12 protein-coding genes and 1 pseudogene are annotated in these 16,987 nt (G+C 73.1%); 7 read left to right on the top strand and 6 right to left on the bottom strand.

Annotated elements, in window-relative coordinates:
- The first annotated feature begins 174 nt into the window (after positions 1-174).
- Entirely contained in the window at positions 175-1,434 is a 1,260-nt protein-coding gene (locus tag V1634_RS18700) for an FAD-dependent oxidoreductase (protein ID WP_331209151.1), read from the top strand.
- A 79-nt stretch (positions 1,435-1,513) separates the two neighbouring features.
- Here the strand turns inward: V1634_RS18700 and V1634_RS18695 are convergent, their stop codons facing one another.
- The gene (locus V1634_RS18695; RefSeq protein WP_331209150.1) at positions 1,514-2,173 is read right to left on the bottom strand and encodes a TetR/AcrR family transcriptional regulator; all 660 of its coding nucleotides are present in this window, start codon (positions 2,171-2,173) and stop codon (positions 1,514-1,516) included.
- A gap of 147 nt (positions 2,174-2,320) precedes the next feature.
- Between V1634_RS18695 and V1634_RS18690 the strand changes: the two are divergent.
- From V1634_RS18690 to V1634_RS18680, 3 genes and pseudogenes are all read left to right on the top strand, one after another.
- Positions 2,321-4,416, top strand: a pseudogene (locus tag V1634_RS18690) (HelD family protein).
- 73 nt (positions 4,417-4,489) lie between these two features.
- Positions 4,490-5,173 carry a hypothetical protein gene (locus tag V1634_RS18685; protein WP_331209149.1) on the top strand — a complete coding sequence of 228 codons (684 nt, stop codon included), beginning with the start codon at positions 4,490-4,492 and terminating at the stop codon, positions 5,171-5,173.
- A 72-nt stretch (positions 5,174-5,245) separates the two neighbouring features.
- Entirely contained in the window at positions 5,246-6,229 is a 984-nt protein-coding gene (locus V1634_RS18680) for an ADP-ribosylglycohydrolase family protein (protein WP_331209148.1), read from the top strand.
- 10 nt (positions 6,230-6,239) lie between these two features.
- Here V1634_RS18680 and V1634_RS18675 read toward each other — a convergent pair whose 3' ends face one another.
- Together V1634_RS18675 and V1634_RS18670 are read right to left on the bottom strand one after the other, a co-directional pair.
- A complete protein-coding gene (locus V1634_RS18675; RefSeq protein ID WP_331209147.1) occupies positions 6,240-7,187 on the bottom strand; it encodes a hypothetical protein in 948 nt (315 codons plus the stop codon).
- Positions 7,188-7,198: 11 nt separating this feature from the next.
- The gene (locus V1634_RS18670) at positions 7,199-7,855 is read right to left on the bottom strand and encodes an RNA polymerase sigma factor (protein ID WP_331209146.1); all 657 of its coding nucleotides are present in this window, start codon (positions 7,853-7,855) and stop codon (positions 7,199-7,201) included.
- A gap of 431 nt (positions 7,856-8,286) precedes the next feature.
- On the opposite strand from V1634_RS18670, the gene V1634_RS18665 reads away from it, so the two are divergent.
- Positions 8,287-9,291, top strand: a complete 1,005-nt coding sequence (locus V1634_RS18665) for a DUF4034 domain-containing protein (RefSeq protein ID WP_331209145.1) — start codon at positions 8,287-8,289, stop codon at positions 9,289-9,291.
- Positions 9,292-9,398: 107 nt separating this feature from the next.
- Here V1634_RS18665 and V1634_RS18660 read toward each other — a convergent pair whose 3' ends face one another.
- Both V1634_RS18660 and V1634_RS18655 read right to left on the bottom strand, forming a co-directional pair.
- Positions 9,399-13,016 (bottom strand): discoidin domain-containing protein, encoded by a 3,618-nt coding sequence (locus V1634_RS18660; RefSeq protein ID WP_331209144.1) that lies wholly within the window; start codon positions 13,014-13,016, stop codon positions 9,399-9,401.
- 406 nt (positions 13,017-13,422) lie between these two features.
- The gene (locus V1634_RS18655) at positions 13,423-14,007 is read right to left on the bottom strand and encodes a hypothetical protein (RefSeq protein ID WP_331209143.1); all 585 of its coding nucleotides are present in this window, start codon (positions 14,005-14,007) and stop codon (positions 13,423-13,425) included.
- A 110-nt stretch (positions 14,008-14,117) separates the two neighbouring features.
- Here V1634_RS18655 and V1634_RS18650 point away from each other — a divergent pair, with 110 nt between their 5' ends.
- Both V1634_RS18650 and V1634_RS18645 read left to right on the top strand, forming a co-directional pair.
- Entirely contained in the window at positions 14,118-15,023 is a 906-nt protein-coding gene (locus V1634_RS18650; RefSeq protein ID WP_331209142.1) for a TIGR04222 domain-containing membrane protein, read from the top strand.
- A 49-nt stretch (positions 15,024-15,072) separates the two neighbouring features.
- Positions 15,073-15,438 (top strand): hypothetical protein, encoded by a 366-nt coding sequence (locus V1634_RS18645; RefSeq protein WP_331209141.1) that lies wholly within the window; start codon positions 15,073-15,075, stop codon positions 15,436-15,438.
- A 71-nt stretch (positions 15,439-15,509) separates the two neighbouring features.
- Here V1634_RS18645 and V1634_RS18640 read toward each other — a convergent pair whose 3' ends face one another.
- Positions 15,510-16,925 (bottom strand): xylulokinase, encoded by a 1,416-nt coding sequence (locus V1634_RS18640; RefSeq protein WP_331209140.1) that lies wholly within the window; start codon positions 16,923-16,925, stop codon positions 15,510-15,512.
- Positions 16,926-16,987: the final 62 nt, after the last annotated feature.

Here is a 16,987-nt window from a genome sequence, read left to right as displayed (position 1 = left end):
GCGGCGACGGCAGACGGGCGCAGTCGTTCGTGTTGCGTACGCCTGTTCTGATAACGAACGTAGCGTGACGCCTTCGACCCGTCAACGCCGCCGGGGCCCGGACAGTTGCGATCTTCGCTGCGCCGGGAGTACGGTGAGGAGATAATTCATCACCCGTTGAATAAGGTGATCGCGGTGGGCGAACGTACGACCTGCGTCGTCGTCGGCGGTGGACCGGCCGGAATGGTGCTCGGACTGTTACTGGCCCGGGCCGGCATCGACGTGACGGTGCTGGAGAAACACGGCGACTTCCTGCGGGACTTCCGGGGCGACACGGTGCACCCGTCCACCCTGCAACTCCTCGACGAGCTGGGCCTCGGCGAGCGGTTCGCCGCCCTGCCGCAGAGCCGGCTGGACGAAGTCGCCTTTCCGGTGGCGCCGGGGCGGCAGATCGTCGTCGCCGACTTCCGCCGACTGAAGACCCGTTACCCGTACGTCGCGATGGTGCCGCAGTGGGACCTGCTCAACCTGCTCGCCGACGCGGGCGCCGCCGAGCCCTCCTTCACGCTGCGGATGCGCACCGAGGTGACCGAGCTGATCCGGGAGGAGGGGCGGGTCCGGGGCGTGCGCTACCGGGGACCCGAGGGTGAGACCGGCGAGCTGCGTGCGGAGCTGACCGTGGCCTGCGACGGCCGGTGGTCGATCGCCCGCGCTCAGGCCAACCTGCCGGTCCGGGAGTTCCCGGTGCCGATCGACGCCTGGTGGTTCCGGCTGCCCCGCGACCCGCACGACGACCCGGCCGGGCTCACCCCCCGGGTGGGTCCGGGCCGGTTCGCCGTGGTGATCCCCCGGGAGGGCTACCTCCAGATCGCCTACATCGCCCGGAAGGGCAGCGACGCGCGGCTGCGCGCCCAGGGGGTCGAACAGTTCCGCCGGGACATCGCGGAACTGGCTCCCGGCTTCGCCGGCCGGGTCGACGCGATCGCCTCGATGGACGACGTCAAGCATCTCGACGTACGGCTGAACCGGCTCGACCGCTGGCACGTGCCCGGACTGCTCTGCCTCGGCGACGCCGCGCACGCGATGTCACCGGTCGGCGGCGTGGGGATCAACCTCGCCGTGCAGGACGCGGTCGCCGCCGCCACCCTGCTCGCCGAGCCACTCCGCCGGGGCACGGTCAGCGAGGCGGATCTGGCGGCGGTCCGCGCCCGGCGACTGCTGCCGACGATCCTGGTGCAGCGACTACAGCGGCTCATGCACAGGGGTCTGGTCGCGCCGATCCTGGCCGGGCGTCGGGCCGGGCCGCCCCGGCCGGTGCTGGCGCTGTTGCGGCGGTTCCCGTTCGCCTCCCTCGGCCCGGCCTACCTGATCGGCATCGGCGTGCGCCCCGAGCACGCGCCGCCGTTCGCCCGCCGACCACCGGCCCCGGTCGGCACCGACGGCCAATCCGGCTGAGCCGGTCCACCGCGGCACCCGTGCTGGACGGGACACCAAGCCGTGCCCGGGCCAGTGCCCAGCGGTCGTCGACCGATGGTCAGTCGGTGTCGGCCCCGCCGGGGTCGGCGTAGGCGGTGAGACCGGTGGCGAGCAGCCGGAAGGCGCTGTCGACGGCGGCCACCGCCTCCGGGTACACCTCGGCGGCCGTACGTCCGGCGCTGAGCTGCTGCCAGTTCTCCCGGGCGAGTATCCGCTGTACCGCCACGACCTGACCGGCGGCGAGCCGGGCGTCGAGTACGCCGGTCGCCGGTGCCGCCTCGCTGAGCGCTTCGGCCAGCGCCTCCTCGTCGTCCGCCGCGTACCGGGCGACCCGGGCCGCCAGGCTCGGCGTGCCGAAGACCATCGCGTGGTACGCGAGAACCTCCGGGTGGTCGTTGAGCCCGGTCACCGGGTCCCGCCGGTCCAACCCGGCCAGGAAGTGCCGGTGCAGCGCGGTGAGCGGGGCCTCGTCGGCGCGGCGCTGCCGGACCACCCGGGCGGCCTCGGCCCGGTGGTCGAGGATCCGGTGCAGGACCAGATCCTCCTTGCTCCGGAAGTATTTGAAGAGCGTCGGCTTGGAGACCTCGGCGGCGGCGGCCACGTCGGCCACCGAGACGTTGTCGTAGCCGTGCCGGAGGAAGAGGGAGATCGCCGCCGCCGAGAGGGCGTCGTGGGTGCGCTGCCGCTTCCGCTCCCGCAGCCCCGGTCCGTCGGTCATGTGATCGATCCTAACATTTCCAGACCAGGTCAACTTTATTACTCGAGTTATAGTCTTTACCGAGTTAAGGAATCTGCCATGTGACGTGGAGAGTTGACCATGGTCCTGTCCGGTCCCGCCCACCCCGCCGACCCCCGCCCGCAGACCGTGCCCGAACCCGCGACCGCCGGCGTCGGGCGGCCCGCCGGTACCCTCGCCGAGGAGCAGGCCCGGCTGGCGGCCGTCCGGGCGGCGCTGGCCCGGATGCTGACCACCGCCCGGGTACGGGTGGCCACCGGCGCGACCGTCGCCGGCGACCGGTACACCGCCGAGACGCTCGGCCGGATGCTCAAGAGCCACCTCAAGGAGCTGACCGAGGAACCGGACGGGCCGGTGTACTTCGGCCGGTTGTGGTTCGGCGACTCGGCGGCGGCCGGCGAACACCGGGGCGAGTGCTACTACCTCGGCCGGCGGCACGTTCCCGACGAGTCGGGCCAACCCCTGGTGATCGACTGGCGGGCACCGGTCTCCCGCGCCTTCTACCGGGCCAGCGCCCGGGAACCGCTCGGCGTACGCGAACGTCGCCGGTACGGCTGGACCAACCGGCAGCCCGCCGAGCTGACCGGCTACGAGGACGAGCGCCTCGAACGGGCCGGAGCGGGCGGGTGGCCCGGTGCCGAACCCGGAGCCGGACCGAGTCGGCTGCTCACCGCCGAGATCGAGCGTCCCCGGGTGGGGCCGATGCGGGACATCGTCGCCACCATCCAACCCGACCAGGACGACCTGGTCCGGGCGGATCTCGACCGGTCGGTCTGCGTACAGGGCGGACCGGGCACCGGAAAGACCGCCGTCGGCCTGCACCGGGCCGCGTACCTGCTCTACACCCACCGGCAGCGGCTGCGCCGCGGCGGCGTACTGGTGGTGGGGCCGAACGTCGCGTTCCTGCGGTACATCTCCGCCGTGCTGCCCGCACTCGGCGAGGTGGACGTCGAGCAGTGCACCCTCGCCGAGCTGCTGCCGGAACACCCGGTCACCGCCGTGGACAGTGCCGAGACGGCTGCCCTGAAGCACGACCCTCGGATGGTCACGGTGCTGCGCCGGGCGCTCTACGACCGGATCGTCGAGCCGACCGAGCCGCTGGTGGTCCCGGACGGCTCGTACCGGTGGCGACTGCCGGTGGCGTGGCTGCGCCGGACCGTCCAGGACGTACGCGCCGAGGAGCCGCCGTACGCGATCGGCCGGGAACGGCTCCGCGCCCGGATCGTCGGCCTGCTGCAAGCCGGGCCGAGACCCGGGCGGAGACGCCCAGCGGCGCCTGGTTGCGTCGGATGGCCCGGTGCCGCCCGGTCACCGCGTTCCTCGACGCGGTCTGGCCGACCACCCGGCCGGCGGAACTGCTGGCGTCGCTGCTCGGCGACCCGGCCGTGCTGGCCCGGGCGGCGGCCGGGCTGCTCGCGCCCGCCGAGCAGTCCGCACTGGCCTGGCCCCGGCCGCCCCGGACGGTCCGGGCCGCGACCTGGTCCGCGGCCGACCTGGTTCTCCTCGACGAGCTGGCCGGGCTGCTCGACCATCCGGCCGGCTACCGGCACGTCGTGGTGGACGAGGCGCAGGACCTCTCGCCGCTGGAGTGCCGGGTCATCGCCCGGCGCAGCCGGCACGGCTCGCTGACCGTCCTCGGCGACCTCGCCCAGGGCACCACTCCGTGGGCGGCGTCGGACTGGCGGGACCAGTTGGCGTACCTCGGTCAGCCCGACGCCGCCGTCGTGCCGTTGACCGCCGGGTTCCGGGTGCCGGCGGCCGTACTCGGCCTGGCGAACCGGCTGCTTCCCGGGCTGAACGTCGCGGTCGCGCGGACGCGCTCGGTGCGTACCGACGGAGAGGTCCGGGTCCGCGCGACGGGCGACCTGCCGGCCGCGACCGCCGCCGCGGTCCGGGCCGCACTGGCGCGCCCGGGCTCCGTCGCGGTGGTTGCCGCCGACGCCGCGCTGCCCGGACTCGCCGGGGCGCTGCGGTCCGCCGGGATCGCCGTCGGCCGGGCGGACGCGCCCGACCAGGACGCCCGGGTCACCCTGCTGCCCGCGACCCTGGCCAAGGGCCTGGAGTACGACCACGTCATCGTCGTCGAGCCCGCCGAGATCGTCGAGGCGGAGCCGCGCGGCCCGCACCGCCTCTACGTGGTGTTGACCCGGGCCGTGTCGCGACTCGACGTGCTGCACCACCGGCCCCTCCCGGCCGAGCTGGCCGACCCGGAGACGGGTCGGTGAAGTGCTGACTTGTCCCACTTTCCGGTGTGGATTTGGCGACATCGAGGGATAGGACTACGGTCAAGGCCGGCTGATGCCGCGAAATGGGGCCAACACGACCGACGGGATCATGGTGACTGTCCTCAACTTTCGGCGTACCCGATCAGACGCCGCGCTCGCCGTGGCGTGCGCGGTGGTCCTGTCCCTCTCGGCAGCCTGCGCGGGCAGCGGCGCAGAGCGTCCACAGTGGTCGGACGGGGTGCCGGCCACCGACTCCTCGCCGGCCGCGCCGAGTCCGACCGAGGCGGACCCGACTCCGTCCCCGACTCCGACGCCCAGGCCCACGGCGGCCCGCACCACCCGGCCGCCGGCCACCGCCGCACCGACCCGTCGCGTCCGCACCATGGGCGAGCAGACGACGGTGACGGTCCGGGTGACCGGCGGGTTCGGCCAGGCGCAGAACTTCACCGGCCTGCACCAGGAGGGATGCGGCAACCCCAGCTTCGGGCTGATGCAGATCCGGGTGGGTGCGGCCGGCAACGTCTCCTCGGTGTCGTTCCGCTACCGGGTCAGCACCGCCGTGCCGTTCAACGGCAGCGGCTCCGCCCGGACCATCGGCAGCGACCGGGGGACCTGGCTGGCCAGCCTGGGACCGTTCCGGGCCGAGTCGCGCAACTCGGCGGGCGGCACGATCGCCGTCACCGCGACGGCGAAGTTCAAGGACGGCTCCACCCGCAGCGCCCGGACCAGCACCCCACTGAAGGCATGCCAACGCTGACCGGTCGCCCGGTCGACCCGGCGGCGCGCCGGGGTGGCCGGGCCCGGACCGGCTTGGGCATGATCGAGGGTGATGTCCTTCGTCCTGCACGAGCCGGCCCGGCTCGACCTCTGCTACGACAGCCTGCACGGGCTCTCCGTCGGTGACGCGCTCGGCGCACAGTTCTTCATGGTCGGCCGGTCACCGGCCGAGCTGGCGGCGGGTCGACCTCCGGCCGGCCCCTGGGAGTGGACCGACGACACCGAGATGGCCTGCTCGGTGGTTGCCGAACTCGCCGCGCACGGCGAGATCCGGTCCGACCGGCTCGCCGCCGTGTTCGCGGAGCGCTGCGAACCGTACCGGGGCTACGGGGCGGGTGCGGTGGTGATCCTGCACCAGATCCGCGACGGTGTGCCGTGGCGGGACGCGGCCCGCGAAGCGTTCGGCGGAGAGGGCTCCTGCGGCAACGGCGCCGCGATGCGGGTCGCTCCGCTCGGCGCGTACCACGCCGACCGGCCCCGCCGGGCGGCCGAGCAGGCGATCCGGTCCGCCGAGGTGACCCACGCCCACCCGGAGGGGATCGCCGGAGCCGTACTGGTGGCGGTCGCCGCCGCGCACGCCGGGGCGGCCCGGCTCACCGGGGTACGCCCCTCCGCGCCCGAGTTCCTCGACCGGCTGGAGCCGTACCTGGTCGACGGGCAGGTGCGCCGGGGAGTCGAGCGGGCCCGTCGGCTGCTCACCGCTGCGGCGGTGACCGTCGAGGAGGCGGCGTACGAGTTGGGCAACGGGTCACGGGTGACCGCCCAGGACACCGTCCCGTTCGCGCTATGGGTCGCCGCGACGCATCTCGGCGACTATCCGGCCGCGATCAGCGCGTGTGTGACCGCCGGTGGGGACATCGACACGACCGGGGCGATCGTCGGCGGCGTGCTGGCCGCGTACACCGGGATCGGTGACCGGCCCGACGCGGTCGGCGTGCCGGCGACCTGGCTGGCCGCCCGGGAGGCGCTGCCCGACTGGGTCGACCGGCGTCCGGCCGAGGAGCCGGACGCCGATCCGGGCGCCGCTGCGCGATAGCCGGCGCCCGCTACGGCCTCGGGGACGGGCGCCCCGGTCCGGTGGCCGAGCCGGAGCCGACCGCCGCCAGCGGCTCAGCGGAATCCGCCGGCATCGGGTTGCCGGCCGGACGACCCGCGGGCGGACCGCCCGGCTCGCCCTTGTCCCGGGGTTTGCCCGGGCCGCCGCCAGGCTTGGGATCGGCGGCCAGCAGCCGTCGGCAGTAGTCGTCGACCTCGGCGCGGCCGCCGGCCGCCCGGACCAGGGCGGCGGACGCCGGGCGGCGGGTGGCGGGACCGGAACCCTGGCCACCCTTCAGAAAGGCGCGGCACTGCGCCACGAGCGCCTGCGGTGGCAGGCCGCGGCCGGACGGGCCGGGCTCGGTGGCCGGGGGTGCGGTGCGGTGCGGTGCGGGCGTCGGTGCCGGTGCGGTGGTCGGCGGTGCGGTCGTCCGTCCGGCGCTCGGGACCGCGTCCACGCTCGGCGTGCTCCGGGGTGGGCCGGCGGGACGCAGTGCGGGGATCTCCGCCGCCAGTGCCACCCCGGCGGTGAGGGTGGCGACGACCGCGGCGAGCCAGCCGAAGGCACCGGCCGTCAGCCGTCGGCGGCGGCCGGGTGGCCGGGCGGACGTACCGGCCAGGGTTTCGGGGCTCTCGGATGTCGGCGGAGTCGCTGCCGAGCCTGCCGTGGCCCGGGCGGCACGGGCCGCCCGGAACGCCGCCACCGCGGCGTCCTCGCCGTCGAGTTCTCCGGGCCGGGCCGGGGCTGCCGCGACGGCGAGCAGTTCGGCGACCGGATCGGTGAACGGGCCGGGCACCGGGTCGGTCACGGGACCGGTCACCGGATCACCGGCCCGACCACCGAACGGGTCGCGGACGTCGCCGTGCGCGTGCCGGGCCTCGGCGGCGCCGGCCGCGACCGCGTCGAGCAGCCGCTCGCCCGCTTCCGGACCAGCCCCGCCGCGTCGACGGAAAGCCATGCTCATCTCTCTCAGCGCCATCCCTGTCCAGCCTCGACGTCCTCGCTGGACCGTACGTCGGCGACCGGCGCGACGGCCGGTTCACCGTCAACCGGTCCACCCTCGGCCGCCGGCTCCGTCACCCCGTCCCGCCCGTTCTGCGCCAGGAGGCGGGCCAGTCGCCGCAGCCCGCGATGCGCGGCGGTGCGGACGGCCCCGGGGCGCTTGCCGAGTACCCGCGCGGTGCTCTCGGCGTCCAACCCGATCACGGTACGCAGCAGCACCGCCTCGGCCTCGGTACGCGGCAGGGAGGCGATCAGCGCCACGGCGGTGTCGGTGCCCAGCCCCTCGTCGGCGCTCGCGGCGGTGTCCTCGGCCCCCGGCAGCTCGGAGAGTGCCTCGACCGGTACCGACACGGTGGGCCGGCGGCGCTGGTGGCGGAGGTGGTCCAGTGCCCGGTTGCGGGCGATCCGGGTGGCCCAGGCGCGGAAACCCGGCCCGCCGGCAAAGGTCGCCAGGTCACGGGCGATCTGCAACCAGGTCTCCGACGCCACGTCCTCGGCGTCCGAGCCGACCAGCACGGTCAGGTAGCGCAGCAGTCCGGGCTGGAGTTCCCGGTAGAGCATCCGGAACGCGTACTCGTCGCCCTGCTGCGCCGACCGGACCAGGGCACTCAGTTCGGCCGGCACGGTTCGACTCCGTTACGGGACGCCCCGGTCCCGCCCGTCCGGGGTGCCGTCCGGAACTGGTGACGGGATACCGGAGCGCTTTCCGCAGCGTCTCGTCGTACCGTGCGTCGTCGTCGGATCCCGATCCGCACCGGTCGTCCCCCGTCCACGTGATCGCCGTCCCACGCTAGGTGCGGGTGGAGTCCGCAGGCAAGTCGTCGCTCCGCCGGAACGAGTGAGATATCTCCGCCGACCGGTACGGTGCGTCCCGGTAACACGATTCCGCCGTCCGACGCTGTCGGGGTCGTTTCCCCGACCGCTTCCGCCGGGGCGTCGCCGCCGGTCGAGGTCTCGCCTTCCGCCCGGTCCCGCCGCCCGGTAACCTCTGCGCTTCGACAACGGGGGATGCGCGTCGAATCCGGGACGCGGATCGACGACGGGGAGGGGAGACGGTGGTCTGGCCGTTCCGTAAGAAGCAGGCCGCGGTGGCGCCGGCGGGTCCGGCCAGCACCGGGCCGACAATCGACAAGGCCAAGGGCGATCCGGGGGCGGCCCGGCTGCGCGCCGCGCTCGGCCAGCGGGACTGGGTAACCGTCCGCGACTTCCTCGACTCGGTCCGGCACCCCGACGACCGGGCGTTCTATCTCGGCGTCTGCGCGGACGTCGACGGGGTGCAGGACTGGATCGGGGAGTGGATCGCCGCCGAGCCGCACTCCACGCTGCCGGTGCTGGTACGCGGCTGCCACGGCGTCTACTGGGCCTGGGAGGCGCGCGGCGGCGCCACCGCCGAGCACACCAGCCAGAGCCAGTTCAAGGGCTTCTTCGACCGGTTGCGGATGGCCGAGAACTGCCTCGACGAGGTGGTGGAGCGGGACCCCGACGACACGACCGCGTGGACCTTCCTGGTCACCGCCGCCCGGGGTCGCCAGGTCGGCCGGGAGGAGGCGATGCGCCGCTTCGCGCAGGTGGTCGCCCGGCATCCCACGCACCTGACGGCACACCAGCAGATGCTCCAGTTCCTCTGCAAGAAGTGGTTCGGCAGTACGGAGGAGATGTTCGACTTCGCGCGTACGGCGGCGGCCAAGGCACCGGCCGGGAGCCTGCTGCACGAACTTGTGGTGGTGGCGCACATCGAGCACTGGCTCGGCCTGCCCAGCGAGGAGAAGGACCCGTACATCATGAGCCCGGCGGTACGGGCCGAACTGCGGGCGGCGGCGGAGCAGTCGATCTGGCACCCGGAGCACCGGCGCCGGCCGGGCTGGGCCAGCCCGTACAACTCGTTCGCGCTCGCCTTCTCCTTCGCCGAGGACTATCCGGCAGCGGCGGCCGTCTTCGACGCGATCGGCGACAGCGTGACCGAGTGGCCGTGGTACTACTCCAGCGGCAGTGACCCGGCCGGGCGGTTCGCCATCTGGCGGGACATCGCGTTCGCCCAGCGGCACGAGCAGCCGCGGTAGCATCCCGGGGGTGTCCGGTCGGGGCCGCGTCGGCTCCGACCGCCGCGACGGCGTGCGGGGTGTCACCGGAAGCACCCGCTTCCGGCGACACCCCGCCAGTCCGGTTCCTAGGGGTTGACGGTGATGGTGAAGGTGGACGTGGTGTTCCGGATGTTCTGGTAGTTGTTGCTCATCCGCAGGTTGTTGAAGACCGCCGAGCCGACCGCCGGACCCTGACCCGCCTCCGGCATCTCGTTCGCCCAGATGCCGAATCCGGACTTCGCGTCGTACGCGTCGCCGCTGCGTTGCGCCCCGCTGATGGAGATGTTGGTGAACACGGTGTCGGTCACCGGGTTCTCCGGACTGCTGCCGTTGTACTTCGTCTGGAACATGATGCCGTGATAGGTCGGGTCCACGATGTCGACGTCACTGACCCGGATCGCGCGCATCTCCTTGGAGGCGGAGAAGACCCAGATCGCGGGGAAGGTCTGCGCGCCCCAGAAGTGGCCGCCGGACCGGACTATCGAGGCGTTCTCCACCCGGGTGATCCCCGGCCCGAACCCGACGAACGGATAGCCGAAGTCGAGCGAGCTGATGGTGATTCCGGAGTAGACGAGCTGGTCGGCGATGTACATGTTGCGGAAGGTGTTGTTCTGCCCGCCGTACACCGCGACCCCGGCGGCCCGCCAGGTCAACGTCGCCGTCAGGTTCTCGAAGACGTTGCCGGTGTTCGCCCCGCCACCGGCGTCGGTCGCGGAGAAGAGCGCGAAAGCGTCGTCCCCGTTGCCGCGTCCCTCGACGTTGCTGACCAGGTTGTTCGTGCTGCCGTTGGTCATGTTGACCGCGTCGGCGAAGGTGTTGCGGATCCGCGAGTTCTTTATGGTGACGTTGCTGACGTGCACGCCCCAGAACATGCAGACGGTGTGTTCGACCCAGACGTTGTCGAAGGTCAGGTTGGAGACGTTGGACAGCTCGCCCCAGACCTTTCCGGGGCCGTCGATCCGGGACGTGTAGTTGCCGAAGAAGGCGAGGTGCTCGAAGGACGAGCCGTTCGCCGTACCCTCGACCCGGAAGCCGGCGTCGGTGTTCTCCTGGCCGGGTGGGGTGGCGAACCGGGTGTACCACATGCCGGCGCCGACCACCTTTACCGCCTTGCCGTACACCTGGAACTTGTTCGAGGTGCTGTAGGTGCCGGCCGGCAGGTAGACGCCGATCAGGTTGCCGGTGGTGTCCATCCGGACCCGGTCCAGCGCGTCCTGCACGTCCTGGTGTCCGGTGCCGGTCGGCGTGGTGTAGCGGGCCGGGTCCGGGTTCGGTCGCGGCGAGACCTGCTCGGTGTTGACGAAGTCGATCGCGTACGTGGTGCTGTTCGCCGGGTCCTTCTGCAACCTGATCCGGCTGCCGGCCGGGATCGACGAGTTGAGCATCACGTTCGCCTCGTCGTAGATGTGCCGGGGGCCGCCGGAGCCGGGTGAGTTGTTCGGGCTCGCCTCGGCGCCGTAGAGCCAGGCGTACCGGCTGGTCAGGTCGATCGCCTTGTGGAAGGCGCCGTTGACGTAGATGTTCAGCGTCGAGCTGGTGCCGCCGCCGCCCGGGGCGTCCGGGATGGAGAAGCGGGTCACCAGGGTGTTGGTCGGGGCCCGGGTGGTCCACTCGACGTAGGCGCCGGTGCTGTTCAGGGTCACCGCGCGCCGGCCGGACGCCTCACCGGCGAGGTCGCCGACGGTCCGGTTCGGACCGACGACCGCCGCGCCGCCGCCGAGCGTGCCGTCCTCGGCCTCGTACATCTCGTACGGCATGTTCGCGCCGCGCCCGACGAAGAACGGAGTGTCGCTGGTGTTGTTCCCCTGCTTCACCGGCAGCTCGTTGGCGTCGGCGGCGAGTACGGTCCGGACGGTGTACCGGCCGTTGGCCGCGGTCCAGGTGCCGAGGTTGACCGGCGCGGTGCTGGCCCCGGCGGCGACGGTGCCGGTGTAGGAGCCGGTAAGGGTGCGGACAGTTCCCCCGCTGGCGTTGAGCACGGTCACCGTGATGCCGTGCGCGCCGCCGGCCGAGGCGCTGGTGCCCTGGTTGCGGATCGCCACCGCGAAGGTGACCGTCTGGCCGTTCGCCGGGGTGCTCGGCGACCAGCTCGGTATGGCGACCAGGTCCGAGCTGGCCACCGGGGCGACGGTCAGCGCGGACGGGTTGCTGAAGCTGTTGTTGGTCTCGCTCTGTTCGACGACCGCGTTGGACTCGTCGACCTTGGCGGTCAACTGGTAGGTGCCGGCGTTGCGCGGCCCCGCGTTCGCGGTGACGGTGCTGCTGGCCCCGGCGGCGAGCCCACCGACGGCGGCGGTGCCGACCAGGGTCGTACCCAGGTAGAAGTTGACGTTCGTGGCACCGGAGGCGGCGGTGCCGGCGTTGCGGACGGTGGCCGAGACGGTGATCGCGGTGGTCTCGACCGGCGCGGCCGGGCTCCAGGTGGCGGCGGTGACGGTCAGGTCCGGGTTCGGCGCCGGCACGCCGAAGACCTGGAACTCGGCGACCTGGCCGGCCGGCGCCCCGCTGTTGGAGGTGATCGAGAGCCGTACGTCGGCGACGTTGCCGCTGACCGGGATGGTGACGCTGTTGCCGCTGCCGGGGTTGAAGCTGTAGAGCGTCGCCGCCGCGAGGCTGCTGAACGACGAGCCGCTCTGCTCGCGGCCGAGCACCGCGATGGTCTGGCTGCGCGGCCCCCAGGCCGAGTCCGGGTTCAGCCGGACCACCACGGAGCTGACCGTGGCGTTCGCACCGAGCTGCACGGTGAGCACGCTCGGGTACGCCCCGCCGGCTCCCTCCCAGTACGTCGCCACGTTGTCGTCGTTGGCGTTGGCCGCGACGAAGGTGTGCACGGTCGACGAGGCGGTGATCGGCTTGCCGACCGCCAGGTTCGTCCCGGCGGGCGGGTTTCCGGTGCCGTTGCGGGTCACCGTGTTGCTGTTCGGCGACACGTTCCCGGCGGCGTCCCGGGCCCGTACGTGGTACGTGACCGTCGCGCTGGCCGGCTGGTTGTCGGTGTAGCCGAGTACGTTGCCGAGGTTGGCCCGTAGCGCGCCGTTGGCGTAGACGTCGTAGCCGGTCACCCCGACGTTGTCGCTGGCGGCGTTCCAGGTCAACCGGATCTGCCCGCTGGCCGGCTGGGTGTAGGCGAGGTTGCCCGGTGCGGTCGGGGCCTGGCTGTCCGGGCCGCCGGTCGGGCCGTGCACCTCCAGTTCGGAGAGCTGGCCGGCTGCCCAGCCGTTGTTGGCGGTGATGTGCAGCCGCAGGTAGCGGGTGCTGGTGGCCGGCAGGTTGATGGTGACGGTGTTGCCGCTGGCCGGGTTGAAGGTGTAGCCGGTGGCGGCGACGAGGGTGCTGAACGTCGAGCCGTTGTTGCTGTTCTGCACGGAGAGGGTCTGGGTCCGGGTGCCCCAGCCGGACGGCAGCTTGAGCACCAGCCGGTTCACCTCGGCGGCAGAGCCCAGGTCGGCCTGGATCCACTGCGGGAACGCGTTGTTGGCGCTCTCCCAGTAGGTTGCCTGGTTGCCGTCGCCGGCGTTGCCCGCCGGGTACTCCGGATGGGAGCTGCTGGCGCTGAGGTTGGCGGCGACCGCGGCCTCGGCCCGGGCGGGTCCGGTGTCGGGGCGGGCCGAGGCCGGAGTCGGGAGCAGCGATCCGGCGGCCACGAGCAGTCCGGTGGCGAGCGTCGCCGAGATCAGGCGGGGTCTTGGTGGTAGCTGTCTCATGGTGTTCCCTTGGCGCTCGTCGGAACCGACTGGGGTGCTGCGAGCGGCCGGGCCTGGTCGGCGGCTGGCCCGGCTGCCGCCCGCCGCCGAAGGCGAGCGGTGGCGCCGTCCGTCCGCCTGTCCACCGCCGCCGCGACCCCGCCGAGGGTCGATCCCCGTGGGCAGCCGGGGAAGGAGCACAGAGAACGCCTGTCCAGAAATTCCGGGATGTAGAAAACTATCTAGCAACTAGTGACCCGAAACTTGCGTGGTGTCGTCGTAATGTTGCAGACGCGCTACGGCTGCGTCAACACCTCGACCCGATCAGTCCAGATCGATGTGGCGGGAGTGAGCCGATTTACCCGGATCGATCAAATTTGCGGGGCTCCGGTTCCGGGAACCGGCCACCGATCGACGACGGGCCGGGTCAGTCCAGCCGGCTGCTGTGCGCGGCGAGCAGCGCCCGCAGCGGCGCCGGGTCCGCCTCGCCCAGGCCGCGCTTCGGCAGCACCAGTACGGCCGCGCCCCGGCGCCGAGAGGCGAGCAGTACGAAGGACCGCTCCGTCTCGACGTGCAGCGGATGCATCGTCCAGCCGCTGCGCATCTCCCCGCCGACGTTGTGCACCCGTACCCCGACCTCGTCGACGACGGCGGTCATCGGCTTGGTCAGCGCCGGGTTCGCCCGGACGAGCAGCCCGACGTTCAGCCGGTAGATCAGTCGGGGATTGCGGAGGAACCGGAGCAGCAGCAGGTCGACGCCGACCATGATCGGCATCAGCACGACCAGCAGGGCGAGCACCGCCAGTGCCACGACCGTCGAGAAGTCCCCGGCCAGCGCGGCCCGGACGAGGACGGCCGCCACGACCACCGGGGTCAGGATCGTGGTCGGCCAGCGGAGGTACCAGGGGTGGTGGAAGCTGCGGGACTGCGCGGCGAACCCGTCGAGCAGGTCCTCGGCGGTCAGCGTGTAGCGCAGCGTCATCTCGCCGGTCGTCACGTGCTCCGAGGCCATGACGATGCAGCGTAGTTGGTCAGCGGTCGGCGACGCCCCCGGCCGATCCGCTGGCGGGCGGGTTGGACACTGTAGCGACCTGACCACCCCGTCCCCTCCGGAGTGCCCCAATGTGGTCCCTCGGCATCCCCACCTCCGTCTGGGTCTACCTGGGTACGGCGGTGGCGGTCTTCGGCACCGTCTGGACGTACCGCCGCCGGCTGCTCCGGCAGCCGTCCCGGCTCGAACGCGGCGACCTCGTGCCGCAGCAGGTCGGCTACCTGCACGCGGGGGAGCGGCTGGCCGTCTACGCCGCGCTGGCCGGCCTGCGCGCCGCCGAGGCGGTACGGCTGACGCCGGCCCGCACGCTGTCGGCGAACGGCCCGCTGGCACCCGGCGCCACCGCGCTGGACAAGGCGGTGCACGCGGCCGCCGGTGCCGGGGTGGCACAGCAGGCACTCCGGGCCGATCCCCGGGTGGTGGCGGCGGTCGGGCGGATCCGGGACGAGTTGGAGGAGGCCGGGCTGCTGCTCGGTCCGGCCGCCTCCCGCCGGGTCCGGCGCGGCGCCAGACTGATGCTGCTGCTGGTCGTCATCGGGGTCGCCGGGATCAGCGGCGACCTGGTGGGCGGGAGGTCGCCCGGTTGGCTTGGCCTGGCCACGCTCGCCGTGTTCGGTGGCTACCTCCTGCTGATCGCCAAGCTGCCCCGGGTGAGCGTCGCCGCCGAGGTGCTGCTCGGACAGCTTCGCCGGACGTACGACCACCTGGGCCCGCAGCACCGGCCCGCCCTGACCACCTATGGCCCGACGGCGACGGCGATGGCGGTGGCGTTGTTCGGTACCGACGTGCTCGGTCAACTCGACCCGGAGATGGGTGCCGAGGCGTACGTCGAGCACCGTGCCCTGGACACCGGACCGACCGGCGCACCGGGCTCCGGCTACGCCGGCTACGGCGGTGCCGACAGCGGCAGCGGCGACGCCGGAGGAGGCGGCTGCGGTTCCGGGAGCGGCTGCGGCGGTGGGGGCGGCGGCGGTTAGCGGGCTGTCAGGCCCCGGCCGGAGAAGGGATCATCTACACTTCGCGATCATGCGACGTGCCGGTGTCCACCCCGTCTTCATCGTGCTGATGCTCTTCTCCTTCGTCGGCCTGCTGGTGGCACCAGCCTTAGGCATGTGGGCGATCGAGGTGTGCATGCCCAACCCTCGCGATCCCATCGACCCCAACTGCCAGTTCGAGGCCGAGGGCCTGGAGACCCTGGCGATCGTGACGGCGATCGGCAGCCTGACGACGATGCTCGCGGCGGTCGGCTTCCAGGTGGGCCGCAACGTGGTCGCGGCGGCGCCGCAACCCGGCGTCTTCGCGCCGCCGCCGGCACCGCAGCCGGGACCCGGACGACCCGGGTACGCCCCGGCCGGGCGCCCGGTCTCCGGCCCCGGGCAACCGCAGGGGTGAATCAGCGGTCCGACAGGTCGGCCCGGCTCGTCGCGGTTCCGATTGACCGGGACCCTCGTGGCGACAGTCCGTCAGGCAGCGCGGTCGAGGACGTTCGCGCGGGCCACGGCGTACCGTTCGCGGACCAGCGGCACGGCGTCCGCCTCGTACGCCTTCACCTGCCCGACCGTCCAGGACGGCGGTCGCTGCCCGCCTGACAACACCCAGGCGGCCTGGCGGGCGGCGCCGGCGGCGACGTACTCCTCCAGTGGTGGCACGAGCACGGGGAGACCGAAGACCGTGGGCGCGATCCGGCGTACCGCCTCCGAGCGGGCGCCGCCGCCGACCAGGACGACCCGGTTGACCGTCGTGCCCTGCGCGATCATCGCGTCCAGCCCGTCAGCGAGTGCGCACAGCATGCCCTCCACCGCCGCGCGGGCCAGCAGCGCGGGGGTCGAGGTCCGCAGGGTCAGGCCGTGCACGGCTCCGGTGGCTTGCGGGCGATTCGGTGTGCGCTCGCCCTCCAGGTAGGGCACCAGGGCCAGCCCGTCGGCGCCCGGCGGGGCGGACAGCGCCAGCGCCGACAGCCCCGCGTGGTCCACCCGCAGCATCGTCGCGGCGGCGTCCAGCACCCGGGCGGCGTTGAGCGTGCACACCAGCGGCAGGAAACGGCCGGTCGTGTCGGCGAACCCGGCCACGATCCCGCTCGGGTCGGCGACCGGCACGTCGGCCACGGTGAACACCGTGCCGGAGGTGCCGATCGACACGATCACGTCGCCCGGTTCGGCGCCGACGCCCAGCGCCGCCGCAGCGCTGTCACCGGCACCGGGGCCCAGCGGTGCGCCGGTGCGCAGGTGCCCGGCCCGACCGGTCGGCCCGAGTACCTGCGGCAGCAGCACGTCATCCCGACCGAACGCCAACCGGAGCAGGTCCGGACGGTACTCACCGGTCGCGGCCGACCAGTACCCGGTCCCGCTGGCCTCGCTGCGGTCGGTGCGCAGCGCAGCCAGCCCCGGTGCGCCGGCCAGTCGCCAGGTCAGCCAGTCGTGCGGTAGACACACCGCAGCCGTACGGGCGGCGTTGTCCGGCTCCGCCGAGGCCAGCCAGCGCAGTTTGGTGACGGTGAAACTGGCGACCGGTACCAGGCCGACCGCCTCCGCCCAGGCTCGCTGCCCGGCCTCGCCGCCGCCGAGATCCTGGATCAGGTCGGCGGCGGCACCGGCCGAGCGGGTGTCGTTCCACAGCACGGCGTCCCGGACCACCGCGCCGTCGGCGTCCAGGCACACCATGCCCTGTTGCTGCCCAGCAACCGAGGCAGCCGACACGTCGTCCAGTCCGCCAGCCTGTGCGACCGCGTCGGAGAGCGCGGCCTCCCACGCGGCCGGCGGCACGGCGGTGCCGACGGGGTGTGGTGCGCGACCCTCCCGGACCAGCTTCCCGGTCTCGGCGTCCCGGATGACGACTTTGCACGACTGGGTCGACGAGTCAACCCCGGCGACGAGTGGCACCGGTCCCTCCCAAGGCTCGTCGGGTACGGGTCAGCTGGCGCGGTTGGTCAGCGGGGAGCGAA

Origin of the sequence: Plantactinospora veratri (assembly GCF_036421995.1) — a bacterium.
Classification (GTDB): domain Bacteria; phylum Actinomycetota; class Actinomycetes; order Mycobacteriales; family Micromonosporaceae; genus Plantactinospora; species Plantactinospora veratri.
The sequence above is the reverse complement of the archived record's forward strand: the minus strand, read 5'-3'. Positions and strand labels throughout refer to the sequence as shown.

Bases quoted from the DNA above. Each gene is read 5' to 3' on its own strand.
- V1634_RS18695 (WP_331209150.1), bottom strand. From the start codon at position 2,173: ATGACCGACGGACCGGGGCTGCGGGAGCGGAAGCGGCAGCGCACCCAC.
- V1634_RS18685 (WP_331209149.1), top strand. From the start codon at position 4,490: ATGCCGCGAAATGGGGCCAACACGACCGACGGGATCATGGTGACTGTC.
- V1634_RS18680 (WP_331209148.1), top strand. From the start codon at position 5,246: ATGTCCTTCGTCCTGCACGAGCCGGCCCGGCTCGACCTCTGCTACGAC.
- V1634_RS18675 (WP_331209147.1), bottom strand. From the start codon at position 7,187: ATGGCTTTCCGTCGACGCGGCGGGGCTGGTCCGGAAGCGGGCGAGCGG.
- V1634_RS18660 (WP_331209144.1), bottom strand. From the start codon at position 13,016: ATGAGACAGCTACCACCAAGACCCCGCCTGATCTCGGCGACGCTCGCC.
- V1634_RS18655 (WP_331209143.1), bottom strand. From the start codon at position 14,007: ATGGCCTCGGAGCACGTGACGACCGGCGAGATGACGCTGCGCTACACG.
- V1634_RS18650 (WP_331209142.1), top strand. From the start codon at position 14,118: ATGTGGTCCCTCGGCATCCCCACCTCCGTCTGGGTCTACCTGGGTACG.
- V1634_RS18645 (WP_331209141.1), top strand. From the start codon at position 15,073: ATGCGACGTGCCGGTGTCCACCCCGTCTTCATCGTGCTGATGCTCTTC.